Here is a 23,218-nt window from a genome sequence, read left to right as displayed (position 1 = left end):
GCCGTCACTCCGCTTCGCGCGACATGTCCGGCCACAGCAGCGGGTTCGGCGAACTGCGCTGGTAGCCGGCTTCGTTCATCAGCAGATCGAGCGTGAGGCTCGCGAGATCGTCCGCCAGCGGCTCGAACTCGTAGTCCTTCTCCTGGTAGCCGATCTTGCGATAGGTCTTGCATTCGTCGCACGACTCGGCCTTGACGGCTTCGCTGCCGCCCTCGATCCCGTGGTAGGCGATGCCCTTGGTCGAGTCGCAGTGCGAACATTTCGTGCGCACCATGTGCCACTCGGTCGTGCACAGCCCGCACTGAAGGAAGCGGTAGCCCTGGAACTGGCCGCCGACGCGCACGACGCTCGCGACCGGATGCGAGCCGCACACGGGGCACAGCCCCGGCTGGTCGAGATATGGGACGTCGGCCGGTGCGACGCGGCTCGCGAGATCGGTCCAGACGACCTGCAACGCGGCCATCAGGAACGGCGCGGTGGCCGGATCGACTTCGGCGAAGCGCAGTGCGAGGATCGCGTCGGCCTGTGCGTCGAGTTCGGCGGGCGCCATCAGGCGCAGCCGGTCGAGCAGCTTCGCGAGCGACGGATTGACGAGCCCGGCGCTTTCGACGCGGTCGAGCAGTTCGTACAGCACGGCCCGCCACTGCGGGTTGCGCTCGCCGTCGAGCGCCGGCACGAGCGGCATCGAATGCTGCTGCGCACGCGCGATCGCTTCGGGCGACGGCATCGGCAGGTTCAGCGCCTGCAGCGTCGCGTGCTGCGCATCGGCGACGGTCGCCATCAGCCGCAGGTAGCCGCTGATCGGGTTCAGGTCGGCGAGCTTGCGCAGCCGTGCGGCACGCGCGGCAAACACGGTGTCGCGCTCCGGCAGGCGAAAGCGCGGAATGGCCGAATGATCGAGCGTCGAGATCTCGGTCGGTTCGAGAATGCGTTGTGTCACGAAAATGTCATCCAAAAAAACAAGCGCCGACGGATCGGCGCTCTTCAGGCAGTCCCGGCGGCAGGCGGGGCGGCGCGCCGCAATCGGCGTACCGCCCCGCTCCGGTGCGTTATTTCACGCTTTCACGGAACCACTTCGGGTGATGCTTGCGGGCCCAGCCCAGCGTGACGGTGCCGCGCACCATCGCCCCGATCGAGCCCTTCACCCACAACGCCGCGTAAATGTGCACGATGATGCTCGCGATCAGCACGAAGGCCGCCACGGCATGCACGACGGCCGCCGCGCGGATCATCCCGATCGGGAAGTAGAACGAGAAGTAGCGTCGCCAGATCACGATCCCCGACAGCAGGAGCAACAGCAGGCACGCCACCAACGTGAAGAATAGCAGCTTCTGTCCGGCGTTATAGCGCCCGACGGGCGGCAGCTTGTCTTCCTGGTTGGTCAGCACGTCGTCGATCTGCTTCAGCCATTGCCGGTCATCCGCGTCGAGCACGTTGTGGTGCCAGAAGCGCACCACGAGAATCGCGAACGACACGAACATCACGAGACCGACGAACGGATGCAGGATCCGCGTCCACTGGCCGCCGCCGAACAGCGCGGTGAGCCAGAACATCGACGGATGGAACAGCGCGAGCCCGGACAGCGCGAGCAGCACGAACGTGATCGCGGTGATCCAGTGGTTCGTGCGCTCGTTCGGCGTGTAGCGGACGATCAGGTTGGGGTCGTCGTGCTTCATTTTGCGTCCTCCTTGATGCGTCGCGCCTCGTCGCGGGCGGCGGCTTCCTCGTCCTCGCTGACCTCGTTCGGACCGACCCGGGTGTAGTGGAAGAACCCGGCCAGCGCGGTCAGCGCGAGCCCGGCGACCGCGAGCGGCTTCGCGATGCCCTTCCACAGCTTCACCATCGGGCTGATCGACGGATTGTCGGGCAGCCCGTGGTACAGCGACGGCTTGTCCGCGTGGTGCAGCACGTACATCACGTGCGTGCCGCCGACGCCCTGCGGGTCGTACAGCCCCGCATGCTCGAAGCCGCGCTCCTTCAGGTCCTCGATCCGCTCGGCCGCGTGCTGCTTCATGTCCTCCTTGGTGCCGAACACGATCGCGCCCGTCGGGCAGGTCTTCACGCAGGCCGGTTCCTGGCCGACCGCGACACGGTCGGAACAGAGCGTGCACTTGTATGCGCGATGATCCTTCTTCGAGATCCGCGGAACGTTGAACGGGCAGCCGGTCACGCAATAGCCGCAACCGATGCAGTTTTCCTCGTGGAAATCGACGATCCCGTTGTTGTACTGCACGATCGCGCCCGGCGACGGGCACGCCTTCAGGCAGCCCGGATCCTCGCAATGCATGCAGCCGTCCTTGCGGATCAGCCACTCGAGGTCGCCTGCCGGGTTCTCGTATTCGGAGAACCGCATCACCGTCCACGAGTGCTCGGACAGGTCGGACGGGTTGTCGTACACGCCGACGTTGGTGCCGACTTCGTCGCGCAGGTCGTTCCACTCCATGCATGCCGTCTGGCATGCCTTGCAGCCGATGCACTTCGATACGTCGATCAGCTTCGCGACGCTCCCGGTCACCGGTTCGCGCACCGTGGGCGGTGGCGTCGTGGTGGCCGAGACGCGCTTGATATCCAGCGATTGCAATGCCATCTCTTCCCCCTTACGCCTTTTCGACCTTCACCAGGAACGACTTGAATTCCGGTGTGTACGAGTTGCCGTCGCCTACGGACGGAGTCAGGGTATTGGCGAGATAGCCGGGCTTCGTCAGACCCTTGAAGCCCCAGTGCAACGGGACGCCGACCGTCTGGACCTTCTTGCCCTCGATCGTCAGCGGCTTGATCCGCTTCGTGACGAGCGCGACCGCGACGATGTAGCCGCGCTTGGACGACACCTTCACGCGATCGCCATGCGCGACGCCGACTTCCTTCGCGAGATCTTCGCCGATCTCGACGAATTGCTCGGGCTGGATGATCGCGTTCAGCCGCGCATGCTTGGTCCAGTAGTGGAAATGCTCGGTCAGCCGGTAAGTCGTCGCGACGTGCGGGAACTCCGACACCTTGCCGAACGACGCGCGGTCGTCCGGGAACACGCGGGCGGCCGGGTTATTCAGCGCCTGCGGGTTGTCGGGGTGCAGCGGGTTCGCCGCGAGCGGCGTCTCGAACGGCTCGTAGTGCTCGGGGAACGGACCTTCGTTCATCCCCGCGCGGGCGAAGAAGCGCGCGACGCCTTCCGGGTTCATGATGAACGGACCCATCCCGTTCTCGGGCGATTCGTCGGCCTTGAAGTCCGGCACGTCGGCGCCCTTCCACGCGCTGCCGTTCCAGCCGATCAGCTTGCGGGTCGGGTCGAACGGCTTGCCGCTCACGTCGCACGACGCGCGGTTGTACAGGATCCGCCGGTTGGCCGGCCAGGCCCACGCCCAGTTCAGCGTCTGGCCGATGCCGGTCGGGTCCGAGTTGTCGCGCCGCCCCATCTGGTTGCCGGCCTGCGTCCAGGCACCGCAGAAGATCCAGCAGCCGCTCGCGGTCGTGCCGTCGTCCTTCAGCTGCGCGAACGCGGCGAGCTGCTCGCCCTTCTTCACGAGCGTCTTGGCCGGATCCTTCGGGTCGGGCAAGTCGGCGAGCGCACGGCCGTTGAACTCCATCGCGAGCTCTTCGGGCGTCGGGCTTTCCGGGTTCGCGTACGGCCAGGTCAGGTTCACGATCGGATCCGGATACTTGCCGCCGTCCGTCTGGTACATCTTGCGCATGCGCAGGAACAGCCCCGACATGATCTCGAGGTCGCTGCGCGCCTGGCCCGGCGGCTCCGCGCCCTTCCAGTGCCATTGCAGCACGCGGCTCGAACTGACGAGCGAACCGTTTTCCTCCGCGAAGCACGTGGTCGGCAGACGAAACACCTCGGTCTGGATCTTCGACGCATCGACGTCGTTGTAGTCGCCGTGATGCTTCCAGAACTCGGACGTCTCGGTTGCGAGCGGATCCATGATCACGAGCCACTTCAGCTTCGCGAGGCCTGCCGCCGTCTTCACCTTCGACGGCGCCGCCGCGAGCGGGTTGAAGCCCTGGCAGATGTAGCCGTTCATCTTGCCGGCATTCATCAGCTCGATCGCCTGCAGCAGGTCATACTGCTTGTCCAGCTTCGGCAGGTAGTCGTAGGCCCAGTTGTTCTCGGCGGTCGCCGCATCGCCCCACCACGACTTCATGAAGCTGACGTGGAAGGCCTTGTAGTTCTTCCAGTAGCTCAGCTGGTTCGGTCGCAGCGGCAGCTGCGTGCGCTTCTTGATGTAGCCGTCGAAATCCTGCTCGGCCTGCATCGGCAGCGTCATGTAGCCCGGCAGCAGGTTCGACATCAGCCCGAGGTCGGTCAACCCCTGGATGTTCGAGTGGCCGCGCAGCGCGTTCATGCCGCCGCCGGCGATGCCGATGTTGCCGAGCAGCAGCTGAACCATCGCGCCGGTGCGGATGATCTGCGCGCCGATCGAATGGTGGGTCCAGCCGAGCGCGTACAGCACCGTGCCGGCGCGGCCGGGAACGGCCGTCGTCGCGAGCATTTCGCACACCTTCAGGAATTTCTCCTTCGGCGTGCCGCACGTCTGCTGGACCATGTCCGGCGTATAGCGCGCGTAGTGCTGCTTCAGCAGGTTGTACACGCAGCGCGGATGCTGCAGCGTCGGGTCGACCTTCACGAAGCCGTCGTCGCCGCGTTCGTAGTCCCAGCTCGATTTGTCCGGGTACGCGTGCTTCTCCGCATCGTAGCCGGAATAGATGCCGTCGTTGAACGCGAAATCCTCGCGCACGATGAACGAGAAGTCCGTGTAGTTCTTTACGTACTCATGCTGGATCTTGTCGTTCGTCAGCAGATAGTTGATCACACCGCCCAGGAAGACGATGTCGGTGCCGGTGCGGATCGGCGCGTAGTAATCGGCCACCGAGGCCGTACGCGTGAAGCGCGGGTCGACGACGATCAGCCGCGCCTTGCGGTGCGCCTTCGCCTCCGTTACCCACTTGAAACCGCACGGATGGGCCTCGGCTGCATTGCCGCCCATCACGAGAATCACGTCCGCGTTCTTGATGTCGACCCAATGGTTCGTCATCGCTCCACGGCCAAACGTCGGGGCAAGACCTGCCACCGTCGGGCCATGTCAGACACGCGCCTGATTGTCGAATGCGAGCATCCCCAGACTACGGATAGTCTTGTGGGTCAGGTAGCCGACTTCGTTGCTACCCGCCGACGCGGCCAGCATGCCGGTGGTCAGCCAGCGGTTGACCTTCGCGCCGTCTTCGGCCGTCTCGACGAAGTTCGCGTCGCGGTCCGCTTTCATCAGCTTCGCGATCCGGTCGAGCGCGTCGTTCCACGAGATCGGTTCCCACTTGTCCGAGCCGGGCGCGCGGTATTCGGGATGCGTCAGGCGGTTCGGGCTGTGGATGAAATCGATCAGGCTCGCGCCCTTCGGGCACAGCGTGCCGCGATTGACGGGGTGGTCGGGATCGCCTTCGATATGGATGATGCTCGGCTGTGCGTTCTTCGCGCCGTCACCGAGGCTATACATCAGGATGCCGCAACCCACCGAGCAATAAGGGCAGGTGTTGCGCGTTTCGACTGTGCGCGCCAGCTTGTACTGTCGGACCTCGGCGAGCGCTTCCGTCGGAGAAAAGCCCATCAGGGCAAGACTCGATCCGGCAAGCGACGTGGCCGTCACCTTCAGGAACTGGCGCCGGGACATTTGTAGCATGATGGTCTCGGCGTTTTTGTGGGGTGAGGTGAAACTGAAAGGAATTATAGACAGTTCAGGCAACTATGATCGAATCCTCGGATCAATACGGATTTGTCTGATCCCCCGTTGTCCTCGCGTACAACGCCCAACCGAACCGTCATGAAACGACCGATCACGTCCGAAGCCACCCGTCTCGCGCAACAACAGGCCAACTGGGCGCTCAACGCGTTCAAGCGCTTCTCGTCCGACCGCTGCTCGGCGATGGCCGCGAGCATCGCGTTCTTCTCCGCGTTCTCGCTCGCGCCGACGCTCGTGATGGTGATCGCCGTGGCCGGCTGGTTCTACGGCGACGACGCCGCACGCGGCCAGGTGTTCGAGCAGGCGCATCAGTTGATCGGCGACGACGCGGCGGCCAGCATCCAGACGATCGTGCAGAACGCGCATCGCGCCGGCGAGCGCGGCGGAATCGCGACGCTGATCTCGTTCGCCGCGCTCGCGGTCGGCGCGTCGGCGACGTTCGCGTCGCTGAACACCGCGCTGAGCGTGATCTGGCCAAGCACGGAAAGCCGCTGGTCGAGCATGCTCGGGCTCGTGCGCGTGCGGCTGGTTTCGTTCGGGCTCGTGCTCGGCGTCGCGTTCCTGTTGATCGTGTCGCTGGTGCTCGATACCGCGATCACGTTCGTCGGCACCTGGCTGCTCGGCGATTCGCCGTACGTCGTGATCACCAATCTGCTGCAGTTCTTCGTCGGCATCGCGGTGCTCGCGGGCGCGTTCGCCGCGCTGATGAAGTTCCTGCCCGATGCGCGCGTCGCATGGCGCGACGCGACGATCGGCGGGATCGTGTCCGCGATCCTGTTCTCGGGCGGCAAGAAGCTGTTCGCGCTGTACCTCGCGCGCGCGGGCACGGCCAGCGCGTTCGGCGCGGCCGGATCGTTCGCGGTCCTGCTGATGTGGCTGTACTTCTCGGCGGCCGTGCTGCTGCTCGGCGCGGAATTCGCGGCCGCGCGCGGCGATGCGCATCGCCGCACCGGCAACACTGCGGCCGCGGCCGCGCCGACCGATCGCGCAAGCGGCGACTGATTCCCCACGTATTGCTTCCCGCGGTCGCGCCGCGCGCGTCGTATCGCCGCCCTACGCGACCGCCTCCCTTTCCGCAACCACCCCGCCCGCCACGCATTCGCGCACGTTGACGCGATCTTTGCGTCGGCAGGCGATGCGCGCTGCAACGGCAAACGTTTGCATGCCTCGATTTCCGCGTACGAACCGGCGAAATCCGCCCTTCTCCTGCCGAACGCATCAACAGTTGCAACAATCGCAGCGCACCAAATGTCAACTATTTCAAAAAGAGGAACAGTCGTTGATGTCCTTGATATATATGGATTTTTTTCGGCTGTTACCTTTTCGAGACACTTTATTTTTTAAGCTTTCTTGCACGTATGGCACTGAGCTATTCTCCAATCCGCAACAAATAACGAATGACGATTCATTTGCGTGGAGATACTCAACGATGAAGAAACTCGCACTCTCGACCCTCTCGCTCGCCCTGCTGGGCGCCGCTGGCGCTGCTCACGCTCAGTCGAGCGTCACGCTGTACGGCGTGATCGATACGTCGATCGCATGGGTTCACGGCAACAACGGCCAGGCCAACAACTCGTGGCAAATGCTGTCGGGCAACCTGCAAGGCAGCCGTTGGGGCCTGAAAGGCGCTGAAGACCTCGGCGGTGGCCTGAAGGCGATCTTCCAGTTGGAAAACGGTTTTGATCCGGGCACCGGCCACCTGAACCAGGGCGGTCGCATGTTCGGTCGTCAGGCATACGTCGGCCTCGAGAGCGCCCAGTACGGTACGCTGACGCTCGGCCGCCAGTATGACCCGCTGGTCGACCTGGTCCAGGCAGTCACGGCTGACAACTACTTCGGCAGCGTGATGGCAACGCCGGGCGACGTCGACAACAACGACAACTCGCTGCGCGTCAGCAACGCAATCAAGTACACGTCGCCGGTCTGGGCAGGCTTCCAGGTCGAAGGCATGTACGCTCTCGGCGGCGTTGCAGGCAAGACGGGTTCGGGCCAGACGTGGTCGGTCGCGGCTGCCTACAACAACGGCCCGGTCGGCGTTGCAGCAGGCTACTTCTACGCAGCCAACCCGTCGCCGACGACGGCTGTCGGCCGCGCAGGCTGGGGTTCGACGACGTCCGACGCGATCTTCGACGGCCCGATCAACTCGGGTTACGCAACGGCGAAGTCGATCGCCATCGCGCAAGTCGCAGGCCAGTATGCCCTCGGCCCGGTGACGTTCGGCCTCGGCTACAGCAACGCACAGTACAAGCCGGACGCATTCTCGGGCTTCGGCTCGACCGAAAAGTACAACACGGGCCGCGCGTTCGTGACGTACCAGGTCACGCCGCCGCTGCTGCTGGGCCTCGGCTACTCGTACACGAAGGCTAGCGGCGACACGTCGGCCAAGTACCACCAAGTCGGTGTCGGCGCGGACTACTCGCTGTCGAAGCGCACGGACGTCTACCTGGTTGGCGCATACCAGCACGCAAGCGGCACGCAGCTCGTCGACGGCGTGCAGCAAAGCGCGCAAGCGTCGATCGCTTCGTACGGCTTCGCTGGCAAGAGCTCGGCCGAGCTGGTCGCGGTCGGCATTCGCCACAAGTTCTAAGAAGTACGTTTCCGGTGTGCATGGCGTCTCCGACGCCATGTCGCCGAACTGCAAAACCAGTCACCGGTTTCGGCCGTGGCTGGTTTTTTTTCGTCCGTTGCCGGCGGCGCCGTGGCGGGCGATGGTCGTGGTCGACACTTGGGTACGGCAACCGGCCGGGAGCGGCTCCTGGACCGCCTGTCGCGCGCTGGAAGCCTGTCCTGAGGCATCCGGACACCCCTTTCTGTCCGACGGCCGCATACCGCCGGTCAGGCGCATGCCGCCACGCGAACCTCGCCATATCCCCTGACGCGCGACGACGGAATCCGCCATCGCAACGGACGCTTGCGCGCCCACCCTGCCGATTTCGATACAGCGAGGCGAAGCACTATGCTTCGAATTGTCGATTTCGACGGCCTTCATCCGTCGTATCGATGGCGGCACGCGGATTGCCCCATCCCTCACCGACACCCGACAGGAGACGCTCCATGACGATTCAGAAGATCACGCCGTTCCTCTGGTATGCGACGGAAGCCGAAGAAGCCGCGGCCTTCTACGCGGGCATTTTCCCGAACTCGCGCGTCGTGCGCGTCACGGCGATACCCGGCACCAGCGGCACCCGGATGGTCGAATTCGAGCTGTTCGGCCAGCCGTTCATCGCGATGAGCCACCCGCGCACCGAGACGTTCAACCACGCGATCTCGCTGATGATCAGTTGCGCCGACCAGGCGGAACTCGACCGCTACTGGAGCGCGCTGCTCGACAACGGCGGCACGGCCGACGGCTGCGGCTGGCTGCGTGACCGCTTCGGCGTCTCATGGCAGATCGTGCCCGACGCGCTGATCCCGATGATGGCCGACCGTGACGAGGTCAAGGCGGCGCGCGTGGCCGCGGCCATGATGCAGATGACGAAGTTCGACGTCGCCGCGCTGAAGGCCGCCTACGCCGGCACGGCGGGCTGACGAAGCACCGGCGCCGCAGCCTCCTTCGCGCGGGCATCGGCACGCCCGCGGCGCGCGCGATACGCGCCTGACCGCGGCCGTCGACGGGATTGCATCGCGCCGCGACGCAATCGCGGGCAGCGGCCGTTCGCGCGCGGCTACGCCGACAACATGGCTTCGACGATCCGTCGCACGTAACGCACGAATGCAGCGACCGGTTGGCCCGACAACAGCGCATCGGCACCGTCGCCGTCACCGCGCAGATAGACGGTACGCGCGGCCGACAGAACGGGGCGGTACGTGTCGGGCAGGCGCTCCAGCGCCCACGCCGCGGCGACATCCTTCGGCGCGATCCTGCCGGTCGCGGCGCTGTACCAGATGCGCGCGAGCGCGAGCACGACGTTGCATTCGTCGCCGCGCCAGTCGGGCTCGGCATTCCACTGCGCAACCGTGGCGAGGAGCGCGGCGACGAAATCGCGTGCGGGCACCGCGTCGAACCACGCGGCCGCGCGCGGCCCGCGCAGCGCAACGTCGTGCTGCCGCACCTTCGTCAACAGAATGGCCAGATCGTGATCGACGCATGCCGGCTCGACGATGCCCGCGCGCAGATCGCGGCGCAGCCATTCGCCGAACTGCAGTTCGCGCCGGGCGGGATGACGCCACGGCACCACGTCGCCGCGCACGACCACGGTTACTTCCAGCGCGCGCATGAGCGCCTCGCTCCGCGGCGGCGCAGACACGTCGAGCAAGTCGAGCATCAGCGCGCGCCGCACCGCTTCGCCCGGCGATGCGACAACCGTCACCAGCAGGTCGATGTCGCTGCGCGGTTTCAGCCCGCCGTCGAGCGCCGAACCGAACAGATGCATCGCCTGCAGCGTCGCGCCGAGATGCCGTTCGATCGCGGCGCACGCGACCGTCACCTGCTCGGCGATCTCGGCGGGAACGATCGTCGCGTTCATCGCGCAAACCCCGCGCGACGCACGCGCAACGCGCGGCGATGCAGCGCCGCGCGCCGGCACGAACACGACGATCCGGCCATCCGCGCAAGCGGCCCGCCACACCGGATGCGCGTCACGTCATGCCGTATCCGCGCCGTGCGATACCGACGCGGCCGTTCGATTTGCGCGGCGCAATAAAAATCCCCGTACGCTTTCGCGTACGGGGATCGTCGGACATCGCAACGGCCGCCGACATGCATTCGGCGACCGTTACGCGGCATTACGCAGCCGCGTCCTTCAGCTTCTTCAGCGCACGTGCCTTCACGCGCACGCTGGCCGGCTTTGCCGGGAACCAGCGCTCTTCGCCCGTGAACGGATCCTTGCCGAAGCGCTTCTTCTTCGCCGGCACGACTTGCGCCGTGATCTTCAGCAGACCCGGCAGCGTGAACTCGCCTGCGCCCTTCTTGTGAACCGAGCCCAGCACGACGTTCTCGAGTGCGACGAGCACTGCCTTGACCGCCTTCACTTCGACAGCTGCGCGCTCAGCGATGTGCGTTGCGAGCGATGCCTTCGTGAACTTGTCCTTCAGCGGCGTCGGAGCAGCCGGTGCTGCCTTCGCGACAGCCTTCTTGGCCACTACTTTCTTCGCGGGCGCAGCCTTTTTGGCAGCCACTTTCTTGGTGGCCGGTGCGGCAGCCTTCTTGGCCACCTTTTTTGCGGAAGTCGCCATGTTTCTCCTACCAGGTGTGGTCGTTGGATACACGAAGCGTGCAACGCGCGCGCTTCAACGCCGGATTCTACAAGCGCCTTGACGCTTCGTGGAGTACTTTTATGCGTTTTCGCGGGGTTTCCCGCAGGTTTTGTTGCGCGCGACCGACTTCGACGCCGCTCCAGCATCGAAAAACGCCTTCACGTATACGTCCAAACGCGTCCGATCGCGAATTACGTTCGATATTTGCGCACCTATACTGACCTCGCTCAGTGCCCCGGATGCCTTCATGCGCGAAGTCAGATACGTCAAAGGACTCGACGGCCTGCGAGCCATCGCCGTCATCCTCGTTTTCCTGTCCCACAAGGGCCACGTCCTCGCCGTCGACGTGGGCAAGCTCGGTGTGTGGACGTTCTTCTTCATCAGCGGATTCCTGATCGTCGGCGAACTGCATCGCAATCGTCAGGCGATCGAGTGCGGCGCGATGACGCGCCGTCATGCGCTGGCGCTGTTTCTCGCGAAGCGCGCGCTGCGGATCTTTCCCGTCTATTACCTGCTGCTCGCCGCGCTCGCGATCGCGCACGCGCTGTTCTACCAGCGCGGCGTCGATCTCGGGCTCGCTTGGCACGCCACGTTCCTGTCGAATTACTGGATCGGCGTCGTCAAGGACGGCTGGCCGGGCTCCACGTCGCACTTCTGGAGCCTCGCGGTTGAGCAGCAGTTCTATCTGATTGCGCCGCTCACGCTGCTCGCGGTGCCGGCCGCGCGCCACGTCGTGCTCGGCGTCGCGGCCATCGCGCTGTGCGCGCTCACGCATCTCGCGCTCTACGCGGTCGATGCATCGCCGGTGCTGATCTACGCGTTTTCCCCGTGGAATTTCGCGCTGATCGCGCTGGGCGGCGTCGGCGCGATGGCGCTCGCCGATCGCGGCCAGGACGTCGTCCGCCGCATTCCGCCCGGCTGGCTCGGCGCCGCCGGCGTCGTGTTCTTCCTCGCGCTGCCCGCGTTCACGATGCTGCCGGACGTCGTCACGGGGCTCGCGGATCTCGGCCTGTCCGCGTCGCTCGGCGCGCTGATGCTGTGGATCGTCACCGAACCCGACCATCCGGCCGTGGCACTGCTCGACTGGGCGCCGCTCGTCTATCTCGGCACGATCAGCTACGGCTTCTACCTGTTCCACAACCTGATCCCGGCACGTTTCGGGGAGATGCCCGCGCTGTTCGCGCACGCGCCGGTGCCCGGAATCGTCCGGGACGTGCTGCCCGAACTGCTGCAGTTCGCGCTTGCCGTGCTGCTCGCACATCTGTCGTGGCGCTATCTGGAACGGCGCCTGCTCGACTTCAAGAAGCCGATCGCCGCGATGCTGGCCCGGTACTTCGTCGCGCGGCCGAGCACGTCGCCGCGCTGAGCGCGATACCGGCGCGGACGCGACGCAGCCTGTACGCAACCGTCGCTCATCAGCGCGCAAGCGGCGGGCGCGCCGGCACCGGTTTCATCGCCGCGGCATCCGGCGCATCGCTCAACGCGCGCTCGAACCGGCATCACCGTCCGGCGGCATACCAGAATCGTCGCGCACACACCTGCTCGAACCCGCCCGACATCCGCATCGCCGGTCACCCGCCGCCGCACGCCTGCACTTCGTCCACACGCAAAAAAGCCCCGACGCACGAAGCAGCCGGGGCCAACGGAACAACCACCACCTGAAACAACGGAGCAGCGCGGCTGCTTATGCGACAGCAGCCAGCGCGGGCAGACAGGTACGCAGGTACGCCTCGAATTCGCGGCTCACTTCCGGATGCTGGAGCGCGAGCTCGACGGTCGCCTTGAGATAGCCGATCTTGCTGCCGCAATCGAAACGCGTGCCGTAGTAGCGATACGCGAGCACCTGCTCGTTCGCGAGCAGCGTCTGGACCGCGTCGGTCAGCTGCAGCTCGCCGCCGGCGCCCGGCTTGAGCTTGCGCAGGTGATCGAAGATCGTCGGCATGAACACGTAGCGGCCGACCACGCCGAGGTTCGACGGCGCGTCTTCCGGCGCCGGCTTCTCGATGATGCCCGACAGCTTGATGATGTCCTCTTCCCACTCGCGGCCTTCGACGACGCCGTACGAGCGGCTGTCCTCGCGCGGAATCGTCTCGACGCCGATCACCGAGCTGTGATAGTGGTCGAACACGTCGACGAGCTGCTTGAGCACCGGCTGTTCGCCGTGCAGCAGGTCGTCGGCGAGAATCACCGCGAACGGCTCGCCGTGCACGAGCTTTTCCGCGCACAGCACCGCGTGGCCGAGACCGAGCGCTTCCGGCTGGCGCACGTAGAAGCAGTTCACGTGGCTCGGCTTGATGCCGCGCACGAGTTCGAGCAGCTTTTCCTTGCCGCGCGCCTCGAGTTCGGCCTCGATCTCGTACGACTTGTCGAAGTGATCCTCGATCGCGCGCTTGCTGCGCCCGGTCACGAAGATCATCTCGGTGATACCGGCGTTGATCGCTTCCTCGACCGCGTACTGGATCAGCGGCTTGTCGACGACGGGCAGCATCTCCTTCGGGCTCGCCTTCGTTGCCGGGAGGAACCGCGTGCCGAGACCGGCGACGGGGAACACGGCCTTGGTGACTTTCAACATGTTCGCATCCTGATTGCGTTGACTGCGCCGCGTCGCTGGGCGACCCGGCGCGATTGTTTTTCGAACGGCATATCGAGAACCGGCGGCACGGCCAATTCCACTCCGCTCATTTTCGATATGGACCTATTGCCCATGTTTCCGGAAAATAGATAATCCGCGAATCCGGTCGATATTGCCGAACCCGGCGCCGACACATAAACAAATTACCGATTTTCCGGATACAAATTCTTACGATTCGAATTCCTCGATATACGGGACGCCGCCCCGCTCGAGGCCCGGGCGAATCGGCTCGTTCTTCAGCGCCTCGCGGTACGCCGACAGCACGGCCATGACCAGCAGTACTGCCGCGCTCGCGATCCAATGCATGTCCATCTTGCCGCTCCTTGCATCAATCAACTGGAGCTTCAAGCTATCAGAAAAAAATCGGCAAATAATTGTGGCGGCGGCGAAACCGCTTTCAGACCGGAATAAAACCACCATCTGAAACACCGTCATTTCCCGGCGAGATTTTTTTATTCATTCGATCGAATTCTTGCGCATTACGATTGGACCATCCCCTTCATCCGTCGCAAGGAATCGAATCGCATGCAAGCTTTCAGCGGATCGTCTTTGACTGCGCCGCCCGTCGCCGACCACAAGGAACACGTGATCGACGCGATGCGCGGGTTCGCGGCGCTGCTCGTCGCCTATTTCCACTGTCGCCAGGTCGTCTGGGTCGGCATGCAGAGCTTCCATCACGCTTACGGTCATGCGCTGAACCCGAGCGTGATCGCCGGCTACCTGACCTTCCCGTTCGCGTGGGGCTCCGCCGGCGTGCCGATCTTCTTCGTGATCAGCGGCTACTGCATCCACCGCAACGCGGCGCTCAAGCTCGCGGCCAACCCCGCGTACCGGCTCGACGCGCCGAACTTCTGGGCGCGCCGCTTCGCGCGCATCTACCCGGTGCTGCTCGCCGCGCTGCTGTTCACGCTCGCGATGGACGCGGTCAGCCTGCAGATCGCGCCGGTCAGCCACAAGATCCGCGACGTCGGCCTCACCGCGTTCCTCGTGAACCTGTTCTCGCTGCAGGGTGTCGCCGGCTACACGTACGGGTCGAACGGCGCGCTGTGGACGCTGTCGCTCGAAGTGCAGTTCTATGCGATCTACCCGCTGCTGTTCGCGCTGCGCCGTCGCATCGGCATGCCGGCCATCGTGGCGGCCGTCGCGCTCGTCAACGTCGCGTCGGCGTGGCTGCTCGAACGGCACGACCTGCAGTTCTTCACGTCGTACTGGCTGTCCTGGACGGTCGGCGCGTGGATCGCCGACGTGCGCGCGCAGCCGGCGCGCGGCACGGCCGCCGTGCCGTCGCGCGCGTGGTATCTCGCGGCCGCCGCGCTGCTGGCCGCGGGCTGCGGCGCGTTCCATTTCGGCCAGTACGGCGCGTTCCAACTGTGGGCGGCCGGCTTCGCGTGCTTCCTGTACCGCGCGCTCGCCTGCCCGCCGCGCCCGACGCCGCTGTTGCGCGTGCTCGGCTGGTTCGGCGACTTCAGCTACTCGCTGTACCTGATCCATCTGCCGCTGTTCGTCTGCCTCGGCTCGGTGCTGTTCCACTCCGAACTGCAACTGTCGATCTGGCCGTCGATCGCGTTCATGGCCGCCGCGATTCCGGTCGCCTACGTGTTCTACCGGCTGTTCGAACGCCCCGCGATGATGTGGTCGGCCAGCCTGAAGCCGACGCGCGCCGCCCGCGTCGTCGCACCGGCGCCCGAACGGGCTGTCTGATTGCGCCGTTACGGCGCTCCCGGCCCCCGCGCGACCTCAGGTCGCCCGGGGGTATTTTCATGGGCGTGACGCGGCGTCACGCGCCGCCTGGGCGGCTGCACTGCCGCCGCATCGCCCGCCCAAAAAAGCAGAACCCTCATGCAGCACACCGCCGCATGAGGGCCCGTTTCCCGGCGCATGGCGTCGATTCGCGCCGACGCGCCGCGCCTACCGCTTCTGCGCCTTCGCGGCCTTCGCCGTATCCGCGAGGATCTTCTCGACCCGTTCCACATAGGTCGCGGTGCCGAACCGGCGTACCGCGGTCGCCCGCCCGCTCGCGACGAGCCGCTCGCGCAGCGCGGCGTCGTGCTGCAGCCTGCCCAGTGCGTCGGCCAGCGCGGTCGCGTTGCCCGGCTCGCACAGCAGCCCGTTTTCGCCGTCCTCGATGATCTCGACGACTCCGCCCGCGCGGGCCGCAACCACCGGCCGCCGTGCGAGCATCCCCTCGACGATCACGCGCCCGAACGGCTCCGGCGTGATCGACGTATGCGCGACCACGTCGACCGCCTTCATGCACGCGGCCACGTCGCGCTGGAAGCCGAGGAAGTGCACGCGATCGTCCATCCCGTGACGCGCGACGATCTCGTGCAGCTGCGCCGCGTATTCGTCCTCGCCGAACAGCGGCGCGCCGACCAGCACCACGTGCATGTCCGGATGGCGAGCCGCGGCCTCCAGCAGCAGGTGCTGCCCCTTCCAGTGCGCGAGGCGGCTGAACGAGCCGACCAGCCATGCCTGCTCGGGCAGCCCGAAGCGCGCGCGCAGCGCGGCCTGGCTGGCCGTGTCCAGCGCGTCGAACGGTTCCGCCGAAATGCCGTTGAACACCACGTCGACGTGCTGCGGCGTGAAGCCCGTCAGCGCACGGAACGCCTGCGCGGACGCGTCGGAGTTCGCGATCACGCGCGTGACGCCGAACCGCGCGCAGTACTTGATCGCCATCAGTTGCTTGCTGCCGAAATGGTCGCCGCTGACGATGTCGCGCAGGTGCCAGACCACCGGCTTGCGCGCGAGCCGCCCGGCCAGCGCCGCGACCACCATCGCGCGCTGCGTGTTCGCGTAGATCACCTCGGCGCGGCGTGCGCGCCGCGCGACGTCCCGCACGAGCGTGTAAAGCTGCTTCAACGCGCCTGCCGACACGCCGCCCTGCTTGCGCACGCCGGCGAGCGCGCCCTGGTCGAGCACGTCGACGCGCGCGCCGATCTCGTCGAGCGCCGCGCGGAACGGGCCATCGTCGAACAGCACCACGTCGGCGTTCGCGCGCATGTGCTTCATGATCTCCAGCAGCGACAGCTCCGCGCCGCCGAGCACGCCGCTCTGGTCCAGCACGAGCGTCGCCGGGCCGCGCGCGGGCGGCATCGGCGCAACGGCCGTGCCGCGCTGCGCGGTCGAGCCCGGCAGCGCCGCCTCGACGTAGTCGAGGAAGCGCCGCCGGAACGTGTCGGCGGAGAAGCGCTCCGCATTCGCGCGGCACGCGTGCGGCGTGAAGCGCTGCGGCGCGCGCTCGAAATCGTCGACCGCCGCGACGATCGCGTGCGGCGTCTGTTCGTCGAAGAACAGCCCGGTCGGATTCGCGTGCGCGCGCGGTTCGAGCACCGTCTCGAGCGCACCGCCCTTGCCGTAAGCGATCACGGGCGTGCCGCACGCCTGCGCCTCGACCACCGAGATCCCGAAATCCTCCTCGGCCGCGAACACGAACGCCTTCGCGCGCCGCATCCGGTCGTGCAGCACCGCGAACGGTTGATAACCCATGATCTCGACGTTCGGGCCGGCCTTCGCGCGGATCTTCTGCATCTCGGGGCCGTCGCCGATCACCACGAGCTTGCGCTCCGGCGTGCGCGAGAACGCTTCGACGATCAGGTCGATCTTCTTGTACGGCACCATCCGCGACGCGGTCAGGTAGAAATCGTCCTTCGCCTCGTTCAGCGAGAAGCCGTCGACGTCGACCGGCGGGAAGATCACCGCCGCGTCGCGGTGATACACCTTGCGGATGCGTCGCGCGATGAACGCGGAGTTCGCGACGAAGCCGTCGACCGCGTTCGCGGTGCGCGTGTCCCAGTTGCGGATGTAATGCAGGATCATCCGCGCGAGCAGCGACTTCGGCCCGTGCGTGAGGTTCGACTGTTCCAGATACTGGTGCTGCAGGTCCCACGCGTAGCGGATCGGCGAATGCACGTAGCTGATGTGCATCTGGTCCGGCCCGGTCAGCACGCCCTTCGCGACCGCATGGCTGCTGGAGATCACGAGATCGTAGTCCGACACGTCGAGCTGCTCGATCGCGAGCGGCATCAGCGGCAGGTAGCTGCGGTACTTGGTGCGCGCGAACGGCAGTTTCTGGATGAACGAGGTCGTCACCCGCTTGCCGCGCACGAACGCGCGATCGTCGAGAAAATCGACGAGGCTGAACAGGTCCGCGTCGGGAAAGCACGCGACGATCTGCTCGAGCACGCGCTCGGCGCCGGCGTACGTGACGAGCCAGTCGTGGACGATCGCCACGCGCAGCGGGCGCGACGCATCGCGTGCGCCCGCCTGCCCGGCCGGTTCGGTCCGTCGCAGCGCGGCGGTGTCGCCGGCTTCGGCCACGGCGGCATCGGCCGTGGCGAGGTTCAGGATGGCGTGTTCCGCCAGATCGCGATTCATACGGTTTTCCTCGCATTGAGACGGACGAACAGGTCGCGCACCAGCGCGCGCAGGGCCGGCGTCATCGTGAGCGACCACGCAAGGTTCAGCACCAGCACGACCGCGCAGAGGCCGATCGACTCGCCGAGCCCCGACCACGCCTGCGCGAGAAACAGGCTCGCGAGCAGGAAGGCGAGATGCGCGAGCATGTCGAGCACGATCGCGCGCATCCGGATCGCCGACAGGTAAAGCAGCACGCCGTAATCGACCAGCGCGCGGGTCGCGACGACCACCGCCGCGCCGATCAGCCCGAAGTGATGAATGCCGAACCACAGGCCGCCGACGAAGAACGGCATCTCGACGAGCCCGGCGAACGCCGCCCGGGCCGGATTGACCTGCGACTGGATCAGGATTCGCGTGACGCTCGCCTGGCCGACGAGCCAGACGCTGATCACCAGCACGCGCCCGACCGGCGCCGAATGCGCGGCGAGATCGGCGCCGACCCACAACGTGAGGAACGGTGCGAGCGCGAAGATCGCGACGATGCCGACCGGCGTGAACACGCCGTTCAGGAATTCGAGCGACTGGCGCGCGAGCGTGTCGGCATGGTCGCGGCCGACCGCCGACAGGCGCGGAAACAGCGTGCGCACCAGCGCGTTCGGCAGCATGTTCAGCCGCGTGACGAGGTTCTGCGGAACCGTGTAATAGGTGACGAACTTCGCGCCCATGCCGGCGCCGAGCATCACGCGGTCGAGCGTGTCGGCGATCATGCTCGTCGTGCTCGCGATCAGCATCCAGCCGCCGAAGTTGAACAGCCCTTTCGCGGTGCCCCACTGCGGCGGGTCGATGCGCCGGATGCCGAGCACCTTGATGCTTGCGTGACCGAGCATCACCGCCGCGATGAGCCGCGCGAGGACGGCCGCGGCCAGCACCGTCTGCAGGTTCGGCGCGATCCACCATGCGGCGCCGAGCGGCAGCAGCTGGAACAGGAACGTGCCGATCGTCTGGTTCGTGTTGAACACGCCGAACCGTTCGGCCCCGTTGATCGCGCCGGCGAACACCCACGACACGTTCGCGAGCGGAATCGCGAGCGCGAGCCACGGCAACGCGAGATACACCTCGTGCTGCATCGCCGCCGACACCTTCGTGAAATATGCGGTGTAGACGAACGCGCCGAAATAGATCAGCAGGCCGCCGACGATGCCGGTGCCGAGGTTCAGCCAGAACGCGCTCCAGAAGACCCGCGCGCTTTCGTCCGCATTGCCGCTCGCGAGCGCCTTCGAGATGTGGTTCTGCGCGGCCATGCTCATCCCGAGATCGAGGATCCCGAAATAACCGATCAGCGTCCACACGAGGCTGACGACGCCGTAGCGTTCGACGCCCAGCGCGTGGATGTACGCGGGCACCGTCACCAGCGACACGAAAGTCGGCAGGATCAGCCCGATGAAGTTGATCGAAACGTTCTTGAGTATGCCTTTGTCCATGCTTCTGCCTTGTGTGACGCCAACGACGACGGCGCGCCGCCCGTCACGGTTTCCAGCGATACATCAGCACCTTGCCGCGCGCGTCTTCCTCGACGAACACCAGGTATTCGCCGTTCTCGCGCCGGAACGCGCTGATGCCGAACGGCACGTCGACCCAGCCCGACGCCTTGCCGACCTCCGCGCCCGGGCTCATCACGCCGACTTCCTTGCCGGTTTCCTTGTCGTACACGTGGATCTTGCCGACCGGCTCCACCGTGAAGATGTAGCGGCCTTCGACCGTGATGCCGATCAGGTCGAGGATCGGCTTCGCGTCGAGCTGCCACGGCAGCGCGACCGTGTAGCGCACCACCGGCGAGCCGGTCGACCACTTGTCGAAGCGCACCAGCACGCGGCCGACTTCCTTGTTGATGCCCGGCTGCGGCGGCGCATCGGCCGTGTAGCCCGTCACGTACAGCGTGTCCGTCTGCGGCTCGTAGATCGCGCGGCGCAGTTGCGTGAACGGCTGCGGCATCGGATAGGTCGTGACCTTGTCGTACGAGTAGATCGGGTTGCCGGCCTTGTCGACGCCGCCGTAGGCGAAGCGATGAATTCCGCGCACGTCGCTCGTGCGCCAGATGTCACCCTTCGTGTCGACCCACCAGCCCCAGCCGCCCGCCTTTGCCTTGCCGGTCGTGTTGGTCGTGAATTCGTCCTCGTCGAGCCGGCCGTTTCCGTTCGCGTCGCGCCAGATCCAGTCGCCGCCCGGCGGCTTGTTCGGCACCTTGTCGACCGGCCGCGCGCGGCCCGCGATCAGGCCCGACGGAATCGCGACCTCGCCGTCGCGCTTCGCGTCGAAGCGGTAGATCTTCAGGTGGTCGGCGTACATGTCGGTCAGGTACAGGAACGTGCGGCCGTCGACGCGCCGCGCGAACGGCATGCCGGGATACTGGTCCGTGTGGAACACGGGATCGTCCGGATACTTGAAGCGGTTCGACAGGAAGCCGGCGTATTTCCAGTCCTGGCCGGGCGGCTTCGACAAATCGAGCTCGAAGCGCTTGTTGCCCGTGTACACACTGTTCGGCCGCGCCGGGTCGAGCCACGCGCCGTCGACGAACAGCAGCCCCTGCACCTGCCAGCGCAGCTTGCCGTCCGGCGTATAGCTCTCGAGCACCGCGCCGAGCCCCGCGCCGATCGTGTCGTGACGCGGCCCGATGCCGTTCATCGACACATACACGTTGCCCGCGCGATCGACGCCCACGCCCGTCAGCCCGTTGAAGCGCTGCGGCCCCGGACGGCCCGGCACCGGGCCCGCGAAGATTCCGCCTCGCTCGCCGAGCGTGCCCGACGGCGCATAGCCCTTGCCGCCTTTCGAGAAGATCAGCACCTGCTGCCGAGGCCCGTTGTCCGCGACCAGTACGCGCCCTTTCGCGTCGACCGCCACGTCCACCGCCTCGGTGCCGTCGGGCAGCGCGGGCGCGTCGTCGAGCTTGCGGCCGTCCGCGCGCACGTGCACGAGGTGCGCGGGCCCGCCGATCGTATCGGTGAGCAGCCACAGCGTGCCGTCGCCGGCGAGCGCGATGCGGCCCGGCTCGTGCGCGCTCCAGGTGGCCTTCTTCTGCATCGTCTCGGCGTCGTAGACGTCCACCGCGTCATGCGACGGATTCGTCGAGAACAGCGTCTTGTCGTCGGCCGCGAGGCCGCCTACTTCCGCCTTCGCCTCGCCCACTTCCGACCGGGCCGGGGCCGGCACCTCGTTGACCATCATGAAGCTGGCGGCCATGCGCGCGCGGCCGGCATCGGCGCGCCCGCCCGGCGCGACCTGCGGCGCGGCGCGGAACGGCGCCGGCTGCTTCATGTCGCCGATCGTGCGGCGCGAAATGCCGAACCACTGCTTGCCCTTGTCCGGCCAGATGCCGGGCGACTGCAGATGGCCGCGCTCGTTGCCGACGCCGATCGCGACGTACGCATACTTGCCGTTCACCGCGACCGCGTTGCCGCCGAGGTTGCCCCAGCCGTGCGTGCCGCCGGCGAAGCCGAGCATCTTCCCGTCCTGGTAGACGCTCGCCTCGGCGCCGCTCTCGTCCCACGGCGCGTTCGTATACACCTTGCCGTCGGGCGTCACCGCGATCGCGCGAATGTCGATCTGCGTCCAGCTGCCGTCGCCATAGCCGAACGTGTTGCCGATCCACGACGTGGTCGCGGGCAACACGGTTTCAGCCGTTGCGGCGCTCGCGGACAGCGCCGCGCATACCGTCATGCCAACCAGAATCAGACGTCGCAATGCGCTCTCCAGACTCGATGCGGAAGCGACCGGCGGCGCGGCATGCTGCCTGCACGCGATGCCCTGTCGCTAAATAGGTTTCAAACGTCGCGATGCAGGTTACAAGCAAAAATAATCACAAGAAATTTGGAAATATTTGGGGATGTTTCCACCTGAAATATCGAGCCGGAACAGCGATAAATTGGCCCGGCAAAGCGGAAATATCGACCGCCTTCACGCGACAATCCGTAGAAAATTCCGCCCCGGCCCGCCCGCCGGGGCGCGTAGCCTGCAAACCTTTCATGTCGCGATTGAAACGACCGGCATTCGAATCTTTTCAGCCGGATAAATGACATGCGTTTTTTTGCCGATTTCTTTTCCCTAGAATCGATTTCGATTCAATATTTCATTTAAACGCATGCATTACGTTCACGCATCGGATGCGCGGCGCGCCACGGCATCGGCCGCGCGTCGCGAAGGAGCGGCGCGATGACGGGCATCTCGCGCACCGCCGACCTCGCCCCGCCGCAACACGGCCGCATCGTGCAGCTCGACGGGCTGCGCGCGATCGCCGTCGGCGCCGTGTTCCTGCAACATGCGCTGAAGGCGCCGCTATGGATGGGCGTCGACCTGTTCTTCGTGCTGAGCGGCCTGCTGATCACCGGCATCCTGCTCGATCGCAAGGCGCGCGGACAGTCGTACTTCAGCCACTTCTACGCGCGCCGCGTGCGCCGGATCCTGCCGCCATACGTGCTGCTGCTGGTCGTGTCGACGCTGCTGTTCGGTGCGAGCTGGCTGCCGCACTGGCCGTGGTTCGCGTTCTTCTCGACCAACATCGGGCTGTCGCTCGGCAGCATCGGTCACGACAGCCTGAACGTGCTGTGGTCGCTCGCCGTCGAGGAGCAGTTCTACATCTTCTGGCCGTTCGTCGTGCTGTGGTGTTCGGAGCGTGCGCTGCTGTGGATCGCCGCAGCGCTGATCGTCGCGGCGCCCGTGCTGCGCGCGATCGCGACGCCGTGGTTCGATTCGTTCTGGCCGATCTATTACCTGACGCCGTTCCGGATGGACCTGCTCGCCGCGGGTGCGCTGCTCGCGATCGTGCTGCGCCGCGACCGGCGCGCGCTGGAGCCGTTCTATCCGCTCGCGATCCTCGGCGCGCTCGTGGCGCTCGCGATCCTCGGCTGGCTGCACCTGTCGTTCCCGCGTTTCCGCGCGGCGAACACGCCGCTGTCGAACGCCGCGCTCTACAGCGTCTCGCTGCTGCTGTGCACGTCGATCGTCGTGATCGCGCTGCGCGGACGCGGCCTCGTCCAGCGCGTGCTGACGAACCCGCTGCTCGTGTACGTCGGCACCGTCAGCTACACGGTGTACCTGATTCACCTGAGCGTGCTGTACGCGCTGTGGCCGCTGCACCTGAACCGCTTCGTCACGGCCGCGCTCGCCCTCGCCATCACGCTCGCGTACGCCACCGTGAGCTGGTACGGCTTCGAGCGGCGCCTGACGCGCGGCCCCGCACGCGCCACGGTGCCCGCCGCCGCGCGCACGACCGCCTGAATTTCTCAATCCATCGATTCGACCAGGACAT

17 protein-coding genes are annotated in these 23,218 nt (G+C 66.1%); 6 read left to right on the top strand and 11 right to left on the bottom strand.

Annotated elements, in window-relative coordinates; translation table 11 throughout:
* Positions 1–4: 4 nt before the first annotated feature.
* The 4 genes from fdhE to fdnG form a co-directional block, all read right to left on the bottom strand.
* Positions 5–940 (bottom strand): formate dehydrogenase accessory protein FdhE, encoded by a 936-nt coding sequence (gene fdhE, locus WS46_RS06130; protein ID WP_179949127.1) that lies wholly within the window; start codon positions 938–940, stop codon positions 5–7.
* A 109-nt stretch (positions 941–1,049) separates the two neighbouring features.
* The gene (locus WS46_RS06125; protein WP_059524797.1) at positions 1,050–1,676 is read right to left on the bottom strand and encodes a formate dehydrogenase subunit gamma; all 627 of its coding nucleotides are present in this window, start codon (positions 1,674–1,676) and stop codon (positions 1,050–1,052) included.
* Complete coding sequence (fdxH, locus tag WS46_RS06120; RefSeq protein WP_059524795.1) at positions 1,673–2,587, bottom strand: formate dehydrogenase subunit beta; 915 nt, start codon at positions 2,585–2,587, stop codon at positions 1,673–1,675. The genes WS46_RS06125 and fdxH overlap by 4 nt, the downstream gene beginning before the upstream one ends.
* Positions 2,588–2,597: 10 nt before the next feature.
* Positions 2,598–5,669 (bottom strand): formate dehydrogenase-N subunit alpha, encoded by a 3,072-nt coding sequence (fdnG, locus tag WS46_RS06115; protein ID WP_156437126.1) that lies wholly within the window; start codon positions 5,667–5,669, stop codon positions 2,598–2,600.
* 141 nt (positions 5,670–5,810) lie between these two features.
* Here fdnG and WS46_RS06105 point away from each other — a divergent pair, with 141 nt between their 5' ends.
* The 3 genes from WS46_RS06105 (at position 5,811) to WS46_RS06095 (ending at position 9,257) form a co-directional block, all read left to right on the top strand.
* Positions 5,811–6,731, top strand: a complete 921-nt coding sequence (locus WS46_RS06105) for a YihY/virulence factor BrkB family protein (RefSeq protein WP_059524789.1) — start codon at positions 5,811–5,813, stop codon at positions 6,729–6,731.
* A 427-nt stretch (positions 6,732–7,158) separates the two neighbouring features.
* Positions 7,159–8,316 carry a porin gene (locus tag WS46_RS06100; RefSeq protein ID WP_059689719.1) on the top strand — a complete coding sequence of 386 codons (1,158 nt, stop codon included), beginning with the start codon at positions 7,159–7,161 and terminating at the stop codon, positions 8,314–8,316.
* A 467-nt stretch (positions 8,317–8,783) separates the two neighbouring features.
* The gene (locus WS46_RS06095) at positions 8,784–9,257 is read left to right on the top strand and encodes a VOC family protein (protein WP_059689716.1); all 474 of its coding nucleotides are present in this window, start codon (positions 8,784–8,786) and stop codon (positions 9,255–9,257) included.
* A 137-nt stretch (positions 9,258–9,394) separates the two neighbouring features.
* Here the strand turns inward: WS46_RS06095 and WS46_RS06090 are convergent, their stop codons facing one another.
* Positions 9,395–10,195, bottom strand: coding sequence for an AadA family aminoglycoside 3''-O-nucleotidyltransferase (locus tag WS46_RS06090; RefSeq protein WP_059690191.1), 801 nt, complete (start codon positions 10,193–10,195; stop codon positions 9,395–9,397).
* A 259-nt stretch (positions 10,196–10,454) separates the two neighbouring features.
* The gene (locus WS46_RS06085) at positions 10,455–10,904 is read right to left on the bottom strand and encodes an HU family DNA-binding protein (protein ID WP_011548077.1); all 450 of its coding nucleotides are present in this window, start codon (positions 10,902–10,904) and stop codon (positions 10,455–10,457) included.
* Positions 10,905–11,172: 268 nt separating this feature from the next.
* Here WS46_RS06085 and WS46_RS06080 point away from each other — a divergent pair, with 268 nt between their 5' ends.
* Positions 11,173–12,291, top strand: coding sequence for an acyltransferase (locus tag WS46_RS06080; RefSeq protein WP_059689715.1), 1,119 nt, complete (start codon positions 11,173–11,175; stop codon positions 12,289–12,291).
* Between the two features lie 318 nt (positions 12,292–12,609).
* Here WS46_RS06080 and galU read toward each other — a convergent pair whose 3' ends face one another.
* Together galU and WS46_RS35950 are read right to left on the bottom strand one after the other, a co-directional pair.
* Positions 12,610–13,497, bottom strand: a complete 888-nt coding sequence (gene galU, locus WS46_RS06075) for a UTP--glucose-1-phosphate uridylyltransferase GalU (RefSeq protein ID WP_034179975.1) — start codon at positions 13,495–13,497, stop codon at positions 12,610–12,612.
* Positions 13,498–13,725: 228 nt separating this feature from the next.
* Positions 13,726–13,869, bottom strand: a complete 144-nt coding sequence (locus WS46_RS35950; RefSeq protein WP_006479318.1) for a hypothetical protein — start codon at positions 13,867–13,869, stop codon at positions 13,726–13,728.
* A gap of 213 nt (positions 13,870–14,082) precedes the next feature.
* On the opposite strand from WS46_RS35950, the gene WS46_RS06065 reads away from it, so the two are divergent.
* Positions 14,083–15,258 carry an acyltransferase gene (locus WS46_RS06065; RefSeq protein WP_059524779.1) on the top strand — a complete coding sequence of 392 codons (1,176 nt, stop codon included), beginning with the start codon at positions 14,083–14,085 and terminating at the stop codon, positions 15,256–15,258.
* 207 nt (positions 15,259–15,465) lie between these two features.
* On the opposite strand, the gene WS46_RS06060 is transcribed toward WS46_RS06065, so the two are convergent.
* From WS46_RS06060 to WS46_RS06050, 3 genes are read right to left on the bottom strand one after another with little or no spacing between them, the layout of a single operon-like run.
* Positions 15,466–17,931: a glycosyltransferase family 4 protein gene (locus WS46_RS06060; protein WP_059689713.1), complete on the bottom strand. Its 2,466-nt coding sequence runs from the start codon at positions 17,929–17,931 to the stop codon at positions 15,466–15,468.
* Complete coding sequence (locus WS46_RS06055) at positions 17,928–19,394, bottom strand: flippase (protein WP_059689711.1); 1,467 nt, start codon at positions 19,392–19,394, stop codon at positions 17,928–17,930. Before WS46_RS06055 ends, WS46_RS06060 begins: the two co-directional genes overlap by 4 nt.
* 43 nt (positions 19,395–19,437) lie before the next feature.
* Positions 19,438–21,630 carry a hypothetical protein gene (locus WS46_RS06050; protein ID WP_059689709.1) on the bottom strand — a complete coding sequence of 731 codons (2,193 nt, stop codon included), beginning with the start codon at positions 21,628–21,630 and terminating at the stop codon, positions 19,438–19,440.
* Positions 21,631–22,122: 492 nt separating this feature from the next.
* Here WS46_RS06050 and WS46_RS06045 point away from each other — a divergent pair, with 492 nt between their 5' ends.
* Positions 22,123–23,187 (top strand): acyltransferase, encoded by a 1,065-nt coding sequence (locus WS46_RS06045; RefSeq protein WP_059689707.1) that lies wholly within the window; start codon positions 22,123–22,125, stop codon positions 23,185–23,187.
* Positions 23,188–23,218: the final 31 nt, after the last annotated feature.

Origin of the sequence: Burkholderia sp. RF4-BP95, assembly GCF_001521985.1 — a bacterium.
GTDB lineage: Bacteria > Pseudomonadota > Gammaproteobacteria > Burkholderiales > Burkholderiaceae > Burkholderia > Burkholderia diffusa.
The sequence above is the reverse complement of the archived record's forward strand: the minus strand, read 5'-3'. Positions and strand labels throughout refer to the sequence as shown.